The sequence below is a fragment of the Allobosea sp. P4_E12 genome (assembly GCF_056401655.1).
Genome location: NZ_JBFUIY010000005.1, coordinates 18,095 through 32,898, shown reverse-complemented (window position 1 = coordinate 32,898; position 14,804 = coordinate 18,095). Strand labels below are relative to the sequence as shown.

The following is a 14,804-nucleotide window of genomic DNA, read 5'->3' as shown; positions in this document are numbered from 1 at the left end:
CGGCCAGCGGCCGGCATCAGGAAGACGCAAAGAGAATGAATGAGATCGCAGCTTCGGTTCGCGGACGCCAGGTCGGCCGCTTTGTCATCGGCACGCGCGGCAGCCCCCTGGCGTTGGCGCAGGCCAATGAGTTCGCGCGCCGCCTCGCCGAGGCTCATGGCTGGGCAAAGGACGAGCTGCCGCTCGAAATCATCGTCACGACGGGTGACTCCATTCGCGATCGCCCCCTCTCGGAGGCCGGCGGAAAGGGTCTGTTCACCAAGGAGATCGACCAGGCTCAGATCGAGGGCCGGATCGACTACGCTGTCCACTCCGCCAAGGATCTTCCCACCAAATTGCCCGACGGCCTCACCATCGCTGGCTATCTCCCCCGCGAGGATGTGCGCGACGCGTTGATCGCACGCGGCATTTCCCGCGTTGCGGACCTGCCGCAGGGCGCGGTCGTTGGTTCGGCCTCGCTGCGCCGCCAGGCCATGCTGAGGCGCGCCCGGCCCGATCTCGAGATCGTCCTGCTGCGCGGCAATGTCGCAAGGCGGCTGGAGAAGGTGGCGAGTGGAGAGATCGACGCGACCCTGCTCGCCATCGCCGGGCTGAAGCGGCTCGGGCTCGCCGACAAGGCAAGCGGCATCCTTTCCATCGAGGAATCGCTTCCGGCCGTCGGCCAGGGTGCGATCGCTGTTGCGGTTCGCATCGGTGACACCGCAAGCACGGAAGCTGTCCAGCCGATCCTTTGCCGTGACACCGGCATCGCACTCGCCGCCGAACGTGCCTTCCTGACCGAGCTCGACGGTTCCTGCCGGACACCGATCGCCGGTCATGCCACCGTCGAGGGCGACCGCTTCCATTTGCGCGGGCTGCTGCTCTCGCCCGACGGCACGGCGATGGCCGAAGATAGCTGCAGCGGTCCCGTCAGCGAGGCCGCGGAACGTGGCGCCGAACTCGGACGCGCCTTGCGCGCCAGGGCTCCGGCGGGGATCTACTCATGAGGCCGGGTGTTCCATGAACGCCAACGACGCGACAGGAGGGCGCATGCGCGTATTCGTGTTCAGACCGCAGGCGGATGCCGAACGCAGCGCTCGCGCGCTCGCCGCCCATGGACATGAGCCGATCGTGGCGCCGCTTTTCGATGTGGTCCGCCTCGCCGAACCGGTACCCAAGGGCACATTCGCGGCGTTGATCCTGACCAGCGGCAATGCTGTGACGGCCCTCGCCGATGCCCCATCCGCCTGGCGGGACCTGCCGGTCTTCACCGTCGGGGCGCGGACGGCCGCGAAGATGCGCGACGCCGGTTTCGAGGATGCCCGCAGTGCCGATGGCGACCGCAACGACCTGATCGCTCTGGTCCAGCGCAACATCCCCACGCCGGCACGCCTGCTTCTGGTCGCTGGCCGGGACCGCCATGACGATATCGCGGAGCGCCTGGGCAAGGCTGGCTACGAGATCGCGAACTGGACGGCCTATGCGGCCGAGGCCAAGCCCAGCCTGCCCGAAGTGGCGGCCGCCAGCCTGCGGGATGGGCGCGCCGAAGCCGCACTTCACTATTCACCACGAGGCGCCCAGACCTTCCTCGCCCTGACACGCGCCTCCGCTCTCAGTGAACAGGCGCTGGAACTGACGCATGTCACGCTTTCGGCGGAGGTTGCGGCCCCCTTGATCGCAGCAGGCGCCAGCACGGTTCTGGTTGCGGAATACCCCGAAGAGGCGGCCCTGCTGGCCGCGCTGGATCAAGTGACCGCTCGCAATCGTCGCGCAGGGGATGTTAGACAGGCCGTGGCCGCGCCGGCCGGCGTCGAGACGGACAAGGATGCGATGAGCGAGCCGCAGACAGCCACGCCGCGCGGACGCCAGCGGCGAACTCCCCCGACCATCGACGGTAGGGTAGAGGCGGCAGTGACCACGACACCAGAAGCTGCTTCGGCAGAGACGGACCAGCCTCCCCCCGCAGCCACGCAACCCAGTGAATTCACACCCGGAATCACATCTCCGGCGCCTGAGCCCGTTGGCTTGGCTCCATCTGTGCCTGCGCCGCCCGTTTCAGGCGAGCCGTCTCCCCCTCCGCGGCTGCCATGGGCTGCTCTGGCCGCCACCGGCCTGATCGGCGGCATCCTTGGGGCGGGTCTCATGACACTGGTCGGTTCCCGCTCGACGCCCGATACCAGCGAACAGCAGATCGCCGAACTGAAGGGGCGCATAGAGACCCTGCAGCGCACGACGACCAATCTGCAAAGTGCTGTCACAAGCCTGCCCCAGCGCGCAGCGCTGGAGGCGCTCGATCGCCGGGTCAGCGCGACATCGGAAGCTGCCGCCACTGCCGCCGCGGAAGCAAAGACCGCCGCAGCACGGCTGGCGGAACTCGCAAACGCTCCCGCCCCGGCCACGGCCGAGAACAGCTCCGCCATCGCCGGGCTGACGCAACGCCTCGGCACCGTCGAGACGCTGGCCAAGTCCGCGGCCTCGCCGAGCCCGCAGGCATTTGCCGCCGCGCGCATCGTGCTCGCCGAACGCATCCAGGGCGCGCTTTCTGCCGGCAGGCCCTTCGCGGCCGATATCGCGGCTCTCGGCAAGGGCGGCGGCTCGGCCGAACAACTGGCCGCGCTCTCCGCCGTCGCCACAACCGGCGCACCGACGCAGGATGCGCTGCTGGCGCAATTCCGGGTTCATCGCGCCATGTTCGATCGCGAAATGACGCCGGCCGCCAAGGATTGGCAGGATCGCCTGCTTGGGCTCGCCAGCAAGGTCGTCACCATTCGCCCGGTCGGAGATACCGGCGCAAACGACCCTGCAACGCTGGTGATCCGCCTGGAGAATGCGCTTGCGCATAACGAATTCGGCAAGGCCGCCGGCCTCTGGGCTCAATTGCCCGAGCCGGCGCGGCGGGACAGTGCCGAGTTCGGCACCAGTTTGCAGAGGCGCGCTGCCGCTGACGCCGCGATCGGCAGGATTGCACAGGATGCGGTTGCCGCGCTCGGCGCGGGTGGCTGACGGAGGATAGCGTTCAATGGTTCGCGTGCTGCTCTATCTCTTTGTCATTGCCTGCCTCGCGGCTGGTGCCGTCTGGCTGGCCGACCGCCCCGGCGAGGTCTCGGTCCTCTGGCAGGGCTACCGCATCGAGACGAGCGTCGCGATCGCGGCAATCGGCGTCATCATCCTGGCCTTCCTCGCCATGCTCGGATGGGCCGCGGTGCGCTTCGTTCTGGGCCTGCCCTCGGCCTTCAGCTTCGCCTCGCGAGCGCGACGTCGGGCCCGCGGCTTCGAGGCCGTCTCCCGTGGCATGGTCGCAATCGGTGCGGGTGATCCAGTGGCTGCCGGCCGCTACGCCGTCGACGCCCGCAAGTTTTCCGGCAACGAGCCGCTGACCCTGCTGCTCGAAGCACAGACGGCCCAGCTCTCGGGTGACAGGGGCCGGGCGGAAGCCGCCTTCAAGGCCATGCTCGACAAGCCGGAAACTCGCGTGCTCGGCCTGCGCGGTCTCTTCGTCGAGGCCCGTCGCCGTGGCGACATGACGGCTGCGCGCGCCTTCGCGGACGACGCCGTGCGGCGCTCCCCCTCGCTTGCCTGGGCCAATGACGCCCTGCTCGATTTCCACACCAGCGCCGGAGACTGGCAAGCAGCGCGCACAGCCGTCGAACGCCGCGCCGCCCTGCGTCTCGCCGAAAAGGCGGATGCCAAGCGCCAGCGCGCTGTGCTGCTGGCGGCGGAAGCCCTCGACGCGAAGGGCAGCGAACCGGAGAAGGCCTTGGCCGCCGCCCTGGAAGCGACAAAACTCGCCCCAGGCCTCACGCCGGCAGCTGCCCTTGCAGGGCGCATGCTCGCCGAGCGCGGCGATATCCGAAAGGCCGCCAAGCTGCTCGAAGCCGCCTGGCGCGAGGTCCCGCATCCCGACATCGCCGCCGCTTATCTCGATGTGCGCCCCGGTGACAGCGCGCAGGACCGGCTCGCACGGGCCGAAACGCTCGTAAGGCTGCGTCCGGCCGATCCGGAAGGCGTGCTGGCTCTGGCCGGCGCGGCGATCCATGCCCGTGATTTCGCCAAGGCCCGCCAGGCGCTGAAGCCGCTGCTGGCCGGCGGTGCGTCCGTCCGCGTCTGCCTGCTCATGGCCGAACTCGAAGAGGCCGAACATGGTTCGGCCGGCCGGGTTCGCGAATGGCTCTCGCGCGCCACGCGCGCGCCGCGTGACGCAGCCTGGGTCGCGGACGGGCTGGTCTCTGACCATTGGCTGCCCGTCTCGCCGATTTCCGGGCGCCTCGATGCCTTCGTCTGGACGGTTCCTCCGGCGACACTCGTCAGCCAGGCGCCGGCGATCGACGATGTGCTGGCCGATCTCGACGATTCCGCACCGCTGCTGGAAGGGCGTGCCGAGACGATGGCACCCGTCGAGACCGCCAAACCGGTGATCGAGCAGGCAACGCTCGTCGCACCCGAGCCGGCGAAAATCGAACCCGCGAAGCCTGCAGGGGACGAGAAGCCTGCGACCGAGCCTGTCGCCAAGGGTGAACCGGCCGTCGCGGCCAAGCTCCCAACTCCGGTCGCCGAGGCGACAGTGGCTCCTGCGACCTCAGCCTCGGTCCGCGATCATCGCCCCTCCCCGGTGATCTTCCCGGTATCGCACGCACCGGACGACCCGGGCCCCGAAGACGTTCAACCGGCCACGGCCGCCAAGGCAAAGTTCCGCCTCTTCGGCTGACCGGCGAGCGCGCCGGCCAGCGCGCTCGCCTCGTCTGCACGGGCGATCGCGCGAAAAGGGGTGCGGGTCTCCCTCCCGCCCCTTATAGCGGTCTGCATGAACACCGAACCTACTGCCCCACTATCGACCTCCCCGGACAACGCAGAGGGCGTCAGCCTGCATGTCGCTCCGGAGCAGGCAGGAATGCGCCTCGACAAGGCGCTCGCCATGCTTGCCGGCGAAATCTCACGCGCCCGCCTGCAGCAGGTCATCCGGGAGGGTGGTGTGAGCCTCAACGGCGCGATCGCAGGCGATCCGAGCCGGAAGGTCGCCGCCGGCGACGTCCTGACCCTGGTCATGCCTGCGGCCAGGCCGCCCGCGCCCCTGGGCCAATCGATCCCGCTCGAGGTCGTCTATGAGGACGATGCTCTGATCGTGATCAACAAGCCGGCCGGCCTCGTCGTTCATCCCGCGGGGGGACATGAGGACGGTACTTTGGTCAATGCGCTGATCGCTCATTGCGGAGACAGCCTCTCCGGCATTGGTGGCGTCAGGCGACCCGGCATCGTGCATCGGCTCGACAAGGATACCAGCGGGCTTCTCGTCGTGGCCAAGACCGACAAGGCCCATCAGGGGCTTGCCAAGCAGTTTGCCGACCATGGCCGCACCGGGCCGCTGGAGCGCGCCTATCTCGCGCTGGTCTGGGGTACGCCGCGCAGGCCGCATGGCACGATCGAGGCCGCCCTCGAGCGTTCACACCGCAATCGCGAGAAGATGGCGGTCGTTGCCGAAGGCCGCGGCCGCGAGGCAATCACCCACTTCACCGTTCTGGAGCGCTATCCGCCGCTGCTTCGCGGGCAGGAGGAAACCGAAGCCCTGGCCAGCCTGATCGAGTGCAGGCTGGAAACTGGTCGCACGCATCAGATCCGCGTCCATATGAGCCATCTCGGTCATCCCTTGCTGGGCGACCAGCTCTATGGCTCCGGCTACATGACCAAGGCAAGCCGCCTTCCTGACGGCGCACGCGATGCACTGGCCGCCCTCGGCCGGCAGGCACTGCATGCAACGGTACTCGGCTTTGCCCATCCGGTGACGGAGGCGGAAATGTATTTCGAAGCGCCTCCGCCTGCCGATTTTGCAAATCTGCAAGCGGAACTCGCGGCCCTGTGAGCTAATCTGGCCACTTCGCCCACTTTCCGCCAAGCTCCATTGGCATATAATGAGGCTTGGATGCGGATGGCTTAAGGGGCGCCGCATGGGGCCGGGCTCGACGAACCCTCACAGGGTTCGCGCGTTGGTTCAGGCACATCATCCAAAACCTGCGCGAGGGTCGTTCGCGCGGTTGGCTTGCCGCGAAGCGGGAGCCAGGAAAGGAGAAACGAGCATGGCGATTGCATCGCTGCCCGTCATGTCCGCGGAGGGCGGACTTTCACGTTATCTCGAAGAAATTCGCAAGTTCCCGATGCTGGAGCCGAGCGAGGAATACATGCTCGCCAAGAGCTGGCGCGAGCATGGCGACCGCGATGCGGCGCATAAGCTCGTCACCTCGCATCTGCGGCTGGTGGCCAAGATCGCCATGGGCTATCGCGGCTACGGCCTGCCAATCGGCGAAGTCGTGTCCGAAGGCAATGTCGGCCTGATGCAGGCGGTCAAGCGCTTCGAGCCCGACAAGGGCTTCCGTCTTGCAACCTATGCGATGTGGTGGATCAAGGCCTCGATCCAGGAATATATCCTGCGCTCCTGGTCGCTGGTGAAGATGGGCACCACCGCCAACCAGAAGAAGCTGTTCTTCAACCTGCGCAAGGCGAAGAGCAAGATTTCGGCACTTGGCGAGGGCGATCTCAAGCCGGATCAGGTCAAGACGATCGCGACCAAGCTCGGCGTCAACGAGCAGGACGTCATCGACATGAACCGCCGCCTCGGCGGCGATGCGTCGCTGAACACGCCGTTGCGCGAGGATGGCGAGGGCGAATGGCAGGACTGGCTCGTCGACGACAGCGAAAGCCAGGAACGTCGCCTGGCCGACTCCGAGGAAAGCGACAACCGCCACCAGGCGCTGCGCGAAGCACTGACGGTGCTCAATCCGCGCGAACGCCGGATCTTCGAGGCTCGGCGCCTGGCCGATGACCCGATCACGCTAGAGCAACTCTCCGAGGAATTCGGGGTCTCGCGCGAACGCGTCCGGCAGATCGAGGTTCGCGCGTTTGAGAAGGTGCAGGAAGCGGTCAAGAAGGCCTTGACCAGGATCGAAGCACCGCGCGCCGCCCTGCCCGCGAACTGAGACCTGAATTCATCGGCAGCACGATACGAAAAGGGGGCGGTGACGCCCCCTTTTCTGTTCAGTAGAGCGGCGCCAGGGGCTGCAGGGGCAGCCGGAACGGCCCGAGATAGACCCGACCCTCGCGCAGGACGACCGGCGGCAGAGGCGTAAGCCCAGGTGTGCCGCCGCTCGGCTTGCCACCAAGCAGTCCGCCAAGACCAGCGGCAAGACCACCGAGCTTTATGCCGCCAATCCGGTCGATGCCGGCGACACCGGCATCGATCTGACCGGACAGGCGATGCGTCTGGTCGAGCAGCAGACGCCCGCTCGCCTCGAGCCGGGCAGCCCCCTTTGTCATCAGCAGTCGCATCAGTTCGATCTGCCCGCCGGTGGTACGCCAGGCTTCGAGCGCATCGGGATTGAACCCGGCCTTGAACGCCAGCGATTGCGTCAGACTCGCCTGCATCTCGACATCACCAGGTTCAGTGGTTCCGAGCAGCGCATCGAGCGCGGGCAGCACCGAGCCTTTCGCTGTCAGCGCAAGATCCGCCACCTGCTCGGTCGCAAAACGCGCCGGGTTTCGGCGCAGATGCACGTCCAGCTGATTGGCGCGCCAGGTTTCGTCGCTCGCGCCGGGCGCGGTCAATGTCGCATTCGGCTCGACCAGCACCATGGAGAAACGCTCGGGCTCGCGCTCTTTCAACGCCAGGCTGGCCTCGAGCTGACTCCAGCCGAGATCAAGTTTGCGGCCTTCAGGCAGGGCAGCCTGCAGCGGCCCCTTCACCTCCAGGATGACGAGGCCGGGCGTATAGATCTGTCCGACCGCCACACTCGGGCCAGTCTCGACCTTGACCGTATCGCCCCAGCGCGACGAGGTCAGCGTCAACCCCGCGCAGCGGACGTCGATCCGAAAGGGAAAGCCTGCGACGGAGCGATCGCTGCATGTCCACGTTCGGCCCATCTGCGCCTCGCGGGCAACAACGAGGTCAAGCCCCTCGACCACCCGCCCTTTGACGACGAACCAGAAGCCGGACCAGGCCAAGGCCAGCAGCACGAGCAGAGCGAAGGGCGCATAAAGCCAGAAGCGGCCTCGGCGGCGCTCGGAAGGGAGGTCGGTCATGCAGCAGCGATCCATTGCGCGAAAGCGGCCGGATTGTTAGCTCCCGGTCGCAGGAAGCGCCAGACCCGCCATTCTCTCGGCCGATTCGAACGCTTCCTTCGTCAAGCAGCTTCTGACGGCGAAACTGTGGGATAACGATGACAGCGAATGCAGCTTCTGACGATCTGTGGGTCTTCGGCTACGGTTCGTTGATCTGGCGCCCCGGCTTCGCCTTCGAGGAAAGCGTGGCGGCCCGACTCAACGGCTATCATCGCTCGCTCTGCGTCTTCTCGCATGTCCATCGCGGCACCCCGGAACGGCCGGGCCTCGTGCTTGGGCTCGATCGTGGCGGCATTTGCCGAGGGCTCGCCTTCAGGGTGGCGCCCCCCCATGCCGCCGGGACCATCGCGTATCTGCGCGAGCGCGAGCAGGCGACCTCCGTCTATCTCGAACGCCATCTGCCCGTCAGGCTCGAGGACGGCCGCCGTATCCGGGCGCTGGTCTATGTGGCCGACCGCAAACACCTGCAATATGCTGGCCGCCTGCCGGCCGAGGAATTACTCAAACTGGTGCGCCAGGGCCGCGGAAGCTCCGGAGAGAACCCCGACTATGTCCTGCGCACGCATGATCACCTGCGCAAGATGGGCATCTTCGACCCGGTCCTGAGCCATCTGGCTCATGTGCTGGCACCCGGTCTGCCCGAGCCACGCCCGCCGCTCTAAGCCTCACACCTGCGGCATCAGGTCGAGCAATGCAGCCCGGCGACTCAAGCCGTCCTCGGCGAGCAGATGGATATGGATCTCGCTCGCCCCGGCAAGCACGACGGACCGGCGCCAGCGCGTCAGCGCAGCTTCAATCCCGAAGGGACCGCTCTCGCGCGCCGCGATAATCTGCCGGTCCTCGGATACCGCGAGCAGCACGGCATCGCTGAAGCCGAGAGCATGATCGTCCGTGACCGAAAAGACCGAGGCGACATAGCGGCGCCCTGATCGACCACGCCAGGCGGTGAAGCGACGCTCGCCCAACCCTGCGGTGCTGCGCAGCGGCATTTCGCGCGCATCCGCACCGGGTTCGATGCTCCATTCGTCTAGCTTAAGGGCGAGAACAGGCATTTGTTCCTCCTTTGTTCCGAACAAAAAGAGAACAAATTTGAACGCCTGTCAAGCATGGCCCGCCTTGCGGGCGGAATGCGCCACCGGGGCTCGTCTAAGCGAGGGGGTCCTGCCCGATCCTGGCGAGTTCGCCGCGCCCCGTGGCGAGCAGCTTGTCGCTGGCAGTCTCGATGCGATCCTGCAACTGCGCCTGGAAAGCTTCCTTCGACATGCCGGGCAGGAGCGGCGGCAGGATCTCGACGCGAATCGTTCCAGGGCGGCGCAGGAATTTGCGGCGCGGCCAGTAGAGCCCCGAGTTGAGCGCGACCGGCACGCAGGGCACGCCGAGCTCGGCATAGAGATGTGCGACGCCGAACTTGTAGGCCGGCGGCGCCCCGGCCGGACGGCGCGTTCCTTCCGGGAAGATCAGGAGCTGGCGGCCGTTCTGGCCAAGCTCGACCTTGGCGCGGCGGGTCACATGCGAGAGAGCCCGTGCCCGCGCGCCACGATTGACCGGAATCATGCGCATCTTCCACAGGCACCAGCCGAAGAACGGGATCCAGGTCAGTTCACGCTTCAGGATGAAGACCGGGTCCTGGAAGATAGTGACGAGCGCAAAGGTCTCCCAGAACGACTGGTGTTTCGCGGCCACCATCATGCCGCCCTGCGGAATATTCTCGAGACCGCTAATCTCATAGCGGGTTCCAGCCGTCACCCGCATGAGCCACAACGCACTGCGCGCCCAGGTCAGGGCGACCCACAGCATATAGCGCCGCGGCAGGACAAGCGCGGGCAACGCCGCGAAAATCAGCCACAGGATCAGGTTCAGATAGAACAGGACGTTGAAAAGGAGCGAGCGCAGCACGAGCATGGCGCGCAAAGAGCGCGCCGGCTCGCCGACGTCAAGCGCCGCGCTCCTCCGCCCCCAGGCGCGTGCGCTTTTCGTTCTCGGGGCCGAGCACGCTGGCAGGCTTGGAGGAGACCGGCTTTCGCCCGCCGATGATCACCGACAGGCGCGATGTTTCCGGATCGTCCTCCAGCATGCTGCGTAGCCGCGCCACCAAGTATTTCACATATTCCGGGACGAGCACCCTGGCGACGCGCCATTCGTTCCACCAGCTCGATGCATCGATATGCTCGGTCACCACCGGGTGCGGCACGACGCGAACGCCTGGCATGGCGTGGCTGAACTCGGCCAGCGCCCGCGGCATATGATAATTGGAGGTCACCAGCAGCAGTGACTTGAAGTCGTGCCTGCGGACCCAGCGGCGTGCCTCGATGGCATTGCCGATGGTGTTGCGGGCGCGATAGTCGAGATCGACGCAACAGCCGAGCAGCTCGCGCGCGGAGGGATTGAGCTTTGCAAGCTCCTCACGGCCGGTGCGCTCGTTGACACCGCTGATCAGCAAGCGCGACCCACGTTCGGCCCCGAGCAGGCCGATGGCATCGCCGACGCGCTGGGCCCCGCCGGTCACGACGACGATCGCATCCGTACGCGGCGCGACCGTCGGCTCGCGCTGTTCGATCCTGGCAATGAAACCGGCATAACCGCCGGCGAGCGCGAGCGCGAGCAGGGCAGCAACGGCAAGGGTCAGGCGCCATGCCCAGACTCCTGCAGAGCTCCTCCTGCTCGTCGCGGTCGGCGACATCGCGTTGTCCCCCCCCCTCACCGGCAGCTGTCCGTGTCTGATTCCCATCATCACCATGTCTTGCCAGGCTAAACCGGCAATCGGGCATAAGGGCGACGTGAAAAGTCGTCCTCCGCCCCAGAGATTAAGACTTCACTACCCCAGCACCCGCAAATAATGGCGCACGGTAAACCGCGAAACGAGACCGGATATCGCCGCCACCACCATCGCCACCAGAAGCACAGCGGCATAACCCGACCAGCCGATCTCGAAAGCACCAAACATGGCCTGAATCTGCTCTGACCCCGGCGACGAACTCCAGCTGGAAGCGAGCCAGCCCAGAATGGCGATGGCCACGATTGCAGCAAGCCCTCCAGCCGCGCCCCCCTTGAGCCCGAGCCTGACGAACCGCGCCTGGAATTCCCGCGCGATGAAGTCATCATCAGCTCCGACAAGATGCAAGACCTCGACGCTGTCGCGGCTGCCGGCCATTGCTCCGCGCGTCGCAAAGGCCACGGCCAGCGCCGCGGCGGTCAGGACCAGCAGAACGACGACGACACCGGCAAGGATGATGGTGTTGGCCATGGTCGAGAGGCGGCGCAGCCAGAGGCGGTGATCGTCCAGGCTCGCGGTCGGGACGTCGCGCCGCAGCGTTTCCTTGAAAGCCGCGATTTCCGCCGAATTGCCGCTGCGCAGCTTCAACACGATCAGCCGCGGCACGGGCAGTTCGACGAGATCGAGCCCCGCGCCCAGCCAGGGCTCGAGCAGCTTGTCCGACTCCGCCTTCGGTACGGCGCGCACCTCGTCGACGCCGGCAACGGCACGTGCCATCTCGACCGCGCGCGCAACGTCGCTCTCGATATTGCGGCGTGTGTCCGGCCGAATCTGGATCGTCATCTCATTGGCGACGGCACCGCGCCACTGCTCGGAGGCGTGTGCGGCGAGCAGCGCCGCGCCGGCACTGAGGGCCGCGAGAAAGGTCAGGATCGCGATCACCGCGACCAGCGCCCGGCCGGCAGCCGAATCGACCGGAACCAGCGGCTGGTCCCGTCGGAGATTGAGTGGGAGCGCGCGTTCACGCGGTTCCCCATCCTGCTCGAAGTCAGCTGTCGACATGAAGATGGCCGTCGGCAATGACAAGGCGCGGAGCATCATAGAGCTCCATCAGCGCGAGATCGTGGGTTGCGATCACGACGGCGGTCCCGAGCGACTGCAATTCCATGAACAGGCGCAGCAATCGCCGGCCGAGCGCCGGGTCGACATTCCCGGTGGGCTCGTCCGCCAGCAACAACTCCGGCCGCCCGATCAAGGCCCGCGCGATCGCGGCGCGCTGCTTCTCGCCGCCCGAGAGAATGGTCGGTACGGCATGCATGCGCTCGCCGAGACCGACCCAGCGCAGCAGTTCGACGACCTCCGCGCGGTAGCTCGTCTCTTCCTTGCCGAGCACGCGCAGCGGCAACGCGACATTCTCGTAGACCGTGAGGTGATCGAGCAGGCGAAAATCCTGGAACACCACCCCCATGCGGCGACGGAAGGCCGTGAGCGTCGTCGCATCCAGCCGCGACACATCCTGGCCGAACAGGTTCACCAGCCCGCGCGTCGGCTTCAGAGCCATTAGCACGAGCCGGATCAGGGTCGTCTTGCCGGCGCCGGACGGGCCGGTCAGATACTGGAACGAGCGCGGCGCGATGCTGAAGTTGATGTCCTTCAGCACCTCGGGCCCCATGCCGTAACGCAGACCGACATTCTCGAACCGAACCAAGCCCTCGTCCCTTCGGAGCAAGCCCGGCAGTCGCGGGCATCCCTTGCGAATCTCGACCGCGATCCTACACCGCAAGCCGGTGCCGGCGGAAAGCCGGCCGATCTTCAAACCATGCAGTACAGGTTCTTCACGGGGCGTTAACCATAAATCCCTCCAATGGGTCGAGACCTCCACGAGCCGCACGCGAGAGCTTGAATCGCGCTGCGCCAGGGAAGAAATCTGCAGCGGCACCTGAGCCGCGCGTACCGGTGCCATTGCGAAAGAGTCATTCGCCAAACCATGCTGATCGTCTGCCCGTCCTGCTCCAGCCAATATGAACTCGATGCGGCCAAACTTGGCCCGTCCGGGCGCAAGGTGCGTTGCGCCAAATGCGAGACGCGCTGGCATGTCGAGGCGGAGCCCCAGCCGGTCACATTTCCCGATGCGCCGAGCAGCGAGGAAACGACCGCGCTGCTCGACGAAGAGCTGCGCCGCGCTGCCGAGATCGAGGAACAGGTGTCCTCACTCACAGCCGAGCGCGCGGCCCTGGCCGAAGGCGATGAACCAAGCCGCCCTGGAGCCAGGCCGCGCGGTCGCCGTTCTGCGCGCACAGGTCGAAAGGCCGCCCCCGTGCCGCTGGGCACCCGGATGCGAGCCATGGCTGTGCCGGCGCTCGCGATCGGCGGTCTCGCCGTGCTCGGGCTGCTTGTCTGGAAGCGGGACGTGGCGGTCCGTGGCGCTCCCCAGCTCGCTGTCGTCTTCGAGAAGATCGGCCTGCCGGTGAACGTGCGCGGCCTCAGCCTGACGGGCATCGAGAGCGGGGTCGTGCAGGACGCACAAGGCCGCTTCCTGGTGGTCGAGGGCGATGTCACCAACATCACCAAGACCGTCGCCAAAGTGCCGCAAATCGAGGTCGCCGTGCGTGATTCGGCTGGCCAGACCCTCTATACCTGGGCAACGGAGCCGCCGCGCCCGACCCTGGAACCCTCCGAGCTCATCCGTTTCCGAGCCCGGCTCGCGGCCCCCCCGGAGGCCGGGCAATCCGTGCTGGTGCGCTTTACCGCCGCCAAGTCGGCCGGGATCGCCAGCGCACGCTGATCAGACAACGGTCGAGGTTGCCCGCGCCTTCACCTCGCCGCACTATCCCGCTGCAAGCGATCGTATAAACCTGCGATTGGAACCAGACTGCGCAGCGTGCTGCGCCAAACGGGCGGCCGGCATCCGGCGAGACCCGAAAGGACACTGACGACGATGACTCAGCCCCTACGCATCCGGGTGCTCTACGAAGAGGCCGCGATCGCCAAGCGGAACGAGGAAATGGCACGCGAGATCGCTGCCGCCTACCCGCCCGACCTGCTGGTCGTCGCAGTGCTCAAAGGCAGTTTCATGTTCGTCGCCGACCTCATCCGGGCCATGCATCGCGCCGGCATGACGCCGCAGGTCGAATTCGTCCATCTCTCGAGCTATCGCGCTGCGACCATTTCCTCCGGGCAGGTCGAAATCCTGCGCGACGTGCAGAGCGACGTTCGTGGCCGTCAGGTGCTGCTGGTCGACGACATCCTCGAATCCGGCCGAACCCTCGCCTTCGCCAAGGACCTGCTGGCCGCCCGTGGCGCATCGCGCGTTTCCACAGCGGTGCTCCTGGAAAAGCCGGCCAAGCGCGCCGTCAACATCCAGGCCGATTATGTCGGCTTCGACTGTCCCGATTACTTCGTTGTCGGCTACGGCATGGATGTCGCACATTCCTATCGACAGCTGCCCTATGTCGGCGTCATCGAGACTGCCGATCAGGCCGGCCTTCCAGGTATCTGAACGATGTCACGTATTCTGGTCGTCGACGATGAGGAAAGCCTGCGCGCCCTGGTGGCGCGCGGTCTCACGCTTGACGGACATGTCTGCATGATGGCGGGCGACGGCGCCGAAGCGCTGGAGATTCTCATGGCCGAGAAGGGGCGTTTCGACCTCCTGCTCACCGATATCCGCATGCCGCTGATGGACGGGATCGCGCTCGCGCTCGCCGCCAAACAGGAGTTTCCGGACCTGCCCATCATGCTGATGACGGGCTATGCCGAGCAGCGTGAGCGCGCCAAGAGCCTGGAGGCAATCGTCTCGGAAGTGATGACGAAGCCCTTCACCATCGCCGAATTGCGCACCACGGTCATGCGCGTGATCGAACGCTCGATCGGCTGAACATCGCGCTTATACCGGTATCACGCTCTCCAGGCGATTCATCGGGTCGGAGAATGCCGACCTTTGGCGACAGCCGCAGACTTTCGTCGCGGCATTTATTGCAACCGAGTTGCAGCTGCATTGACGGGTTTT

The 14,804-nt window shown here is 66.4% G+C and carries 15 protein-coding genes; 9 read left to right on the top strand and 6 right to left on the bottom strand.

Annotation, left to right across the window (positions count from 1 at the left end; all coding sequences use genetic code 11):
* Window positions 1-35 precede the first annotated feature (35 nt).
* The 5 genes from hemC to rpoH all read left to right on the top strand — a co-directional run bounded on the left by hemC (window position 36) and on the right by rpoH (window position 6,944).
* Window positions 36-986, top strand: coding sequence for a hydroxymethylbilane synthase (gene hemC, locus AC1DW9_RS07420; RefSeq protein ID WP_476775270.1), 951 nt, complete (start codon window positions 36-38; stop codon window positions 984-986).
* A 43-nt stretch (window positions 987-1,029) separates the two neighbouring features.
* Complete coding sequence (locus tag AC1DW9_RS07415; protein WP_476775269.1) at window positions 1,030-2,982, top strand: uroporphyrinogen-III synthase; 1,953 nt, start codon at window positions 1,030-1,032, stop codon at window positions 2,980-2,982.
* A gap of 16 nt (window positions 2,983-2,998) precedes the next feature.
* Window positions 2,999-4,684 (top strand): heme biosynthesis protein HemY, encoded by a 1,686-nt coding sequence (locus AC1DW9_RS07410; RefSeq protein WP_441505640.1) that lies wholly within the window; start codon window positions 2,999-3,001, stop codon window positions 4,682-4,684.
* Window positions 4,685-4,780: 96 nt separating this feature from the next.
* On the top strand, window positions 4,781-5,833 hold the full coding sequence (locus tag AC1DW9_RS07405) for an RluA family pseudouridine synthase (RefSeq protein WP_476768843.1): 1,053 nt from the start codon (window positions 4,781-4,783) through the stop codon (window positions 5,831-5,833).
* A gap of 214 nt (window positions 5,834-6,047) precedes the next feature.
* Window positions 6,048-6,944, top strand: a complete 897-nt coding sequence (gene rpoH / locus AC1DW9_RS07400) for an RNA polymerase sigma factor RpoH (protein ID WP_043233872.1) — start codon at window positions 6,048-6,050, stop codon at window positions 6,942-6,944.
* 58 nt (window positions 6,945-7,002) lie between these two features.
* Here the strand turns inward: rpoH and AC1DW9_RS07395 are convergent, their stop codons facing one another.
* Window positions 7,003-8,043, bottom strand: a complete 1,041-nt coding sequence (locus tag AC1DW9_RS07395; protein WP_476775267.1) for a DUF2125 domain-containing protein — start codon at window positions 8,041-8,043, stop codon at window positions 7,003-7,005.
* Between the two features lie 137 nt (window positions 8,044-8,180).
* On the opposite strand from AC1DW9_RS07395, the gene AC1DW9_RS07390 reads away from it, so the two are divergent.
* Window positions 8,181-8,744: a gamma-glutamylcyclotransferase gene (locus tag AC1DW9_RS07390; protein ID WP_441492201.1), complete on the top strand. Its 564-nt coding sequence runs from the start codon at window positions 8,181-8,183 to the stop codon at window positions 8,742-8,744.
* A 3-nt stretch (window positions 8,745-8,747) separates the two neighbouring features.
* Here AC1DW9_RS07390 and AC1DW9_RS07385 read toward each other — a convergent pair whose 3' ends face one another.
* The 5 genes from AC1DW9_RS07385 to ftsE all read right to left on the bottom strand — a co-directional run bounded on the left by AC1DW9_RS07385 (window position 8,748) and on the right by ftsE (window position 12,533).
* The gene (locus AC1DW9_RS07385; RefSeq protein ID WP_441492202.1) at window positions 8,748-9,134 is read right to left on the bottom strand and encodes a hypothetical protein; all 387 of its coding nucleotides are present in this window, start codon (window positions 9,132-9,134) and stop codon (window positions 8,748-8,750) included.
* Window positions 9,135-9,228: 94 nt separating this feature from the next.
* Complete coding sequence (locus tag AC1DW9_RS07380; protein ID WP_476775376.1) at window positions 9,229-9,984, bottom strand: lysophospholipid acyltransferase family protein; 756 nt, start codon at window positions 9,982-9,984, stop codon at window positions 9,229-9,231.
* A 31-nt stretch (window positions 9,985-10,015) separates the two neighbouring features.
* A complete protein-coding gene (locus AC1DW9_RS07375; protein WP_441492203.1) occupies window positions 10,016-10,762 on the bottom strand; it encodes a YdcF family protein in 747 nt (248 codons plus the stop codon).
* 135 nt (window positions 10,763-10,897) lie between these two features.
* Entirely contained in the window at window positions 10,898-11,857 is a 960-nt protein-coding gene (locus tag AC1DW9_RS07370; RefSeq protein WP_441492204.1) for a cell division protein FtsX, read from the bottom strand.
* On the bottom strand, window positions 11,844-12,533 hold the full coding sequence (ftsE, locus tag AC1DW9_RS07365) for a cell division ATP-binding protein FtsE (RefSeq protein ID WP_043234053.1): 690 nt from the start codon (window positions 12,531-12,533) through the stop codon (window positions 11,844-11,846). Before ftsE ends, AC1DW9_RS07370 begins: the two co-directional genes overlap by 14 nt.
* Before the next feature lie 249 nt (window positions 12,534-12,782).
* On the opposite strand from ftsE, the gene AC1DW9_RS07360 reads away from it, so the two are divergent.
* From AC1DW9_RS07360 to AC1DW9_RS07350, 3 genes are all read left to right on the top strand, one after another.
* Window positions 12,783-13,580, top strand: coding sequence for a zinc-ribbon domain-containing protein (locus AC1DW9_RS07360; RefSeq protein WP_476775266.1), 798 nt, complete (start codon window positions 12,783-12,785; stop codon window positions 13,578-13,580).
* Between the two features lie 153 nt (window positions 13,581-13,733).
* Window positions 13,734-14,294 carry a hypoxanthine phosphoribosyltransferase gene (gene hpt / locus AC1DW9_RS07355; RefSeq protein WP_069882402.1) on the top strand — a complete coding sequence of 187 codons (561 nt, stop codon included), beginning with the start codon at window positions 13,734-13,736 and terminating at the stop codon, window positions 14,292-14,294.
* A 3-nt stretch (window positions 14,295-14,297) separates the two neighbouring features.
* Entirely contained in the window at window positions 14,298-14,672 is a 375-nt protein-coding gene (locus AC1DW9_RS07350) for a response regulator (protein ID WP_441505644.1), read from the top strand.
* Window positions 14,673-14,804: the final 132 nt, after the last annotated feature.

Excerpts from the sequence above, each read along its gene's own strand:
- hemC (WP_476775270.1), top strand. The coding sequence starts at position 36 with ATGAATGAGATCGCAGCTTCGGTTCGCGGACGCCAGGTCGGCCGCTTT.
- AC1DW9_RS07415 (WP_476775269.1), top strand. The coding sequence starts at position 1,030 with ATGCGCGTATTCGTGTTCAGACCGCAGGCGGATGCCGAACGCAGCGCT.
- AC1DW9_RS07410 (WP_441505640.1), top strand. The coding sequence starts at position 2,999 with ATGGTTCGCGTGCTGCTCTATCTCTTTGTCATTGCCTGCCTCGCGGCT.
- AC1DW9_RS07405 (WP_476768843.1), top strand. The coding sequence starts at position 4,781 with ATGAACACCGAACCTACTGCCCCACTATCGACCTCCCCGGACAACGCA.
- rpoH (WP_043233872.1), top strand. The coding sequence starts at position 6,048 with ATGGCGATTGCATCGCTGCCCGTCATGTCCGCGGAGGGCGGACTTTCA.
- AC1DW9_RS07395 (WP_476775267.1), bottom strand. The coding sequence starts at position 8,043 with ATGACCGACCTCCCTTCCGAGCGCCGCCGAGGCCGCTTCTGGCTTTAT.
- AC1DW9_RS07390 (WP_441492201.1), top strand. The coding sequence starts at position 8,181 with ATGACAGCGAATGCAGCTTCTGACGATCTGTGGGTCTTCGGCTACGGT.
- AC1DW9_RS07385 (WP_441492202.1), bottom strand. The coding sequence starts at position 9,134 with ATGCCTGTTCTCGCCCTTAAGCTAGACGAATGGAGCATCGAACCCGGT.
- AC1DW9_RS07380 (WP_476775376.1), bottom strand. The coding sequence starts at position 9,984 with ATGCTCGTGCTGCGCTCGCTCCTTTTCAACGTCCTGTTCTATCTGAAC.
- AC1DW9_RS07375 (WP_441492203.1), bottom strand. The coding sequence starts at position 10,762 with ATGTCGCCGACCGCGACGAGCAGGAGGAGCTCTGCAGGAGTCTGGGCA.
- AC1DW9_RS07370 (WP_441492204.1), bottom strand. The coding sequence starts at position 11,857 with ATGTCGACAGCTGACTTCGAGCAGGATGGGGAACCGCGTGAACGCGCG.
- AC1DW9_RS07360 (WP_476775266.1), top strand. The coding sequence starts at position 12,783 with ATGCTGATCGTCTGCCCGTCCTGCTCCAGCCAATATGAACTCGATGCG.
- hpt (WP_069882402.1), top strand. The coding sequence starts at position 13,734 with ATGACTCAGCCCCTACGCATCCGGGTGCTCTACGAAGAGGCCGCGATC.
- AC1DW9_RS07350 (WP_441505644.1), top strand. The coding sequence starts at position 14,298 with ATGTCACGTATTCTGGTCGTCGACGATGAGGAAAGCCTGCGCGCCCTG.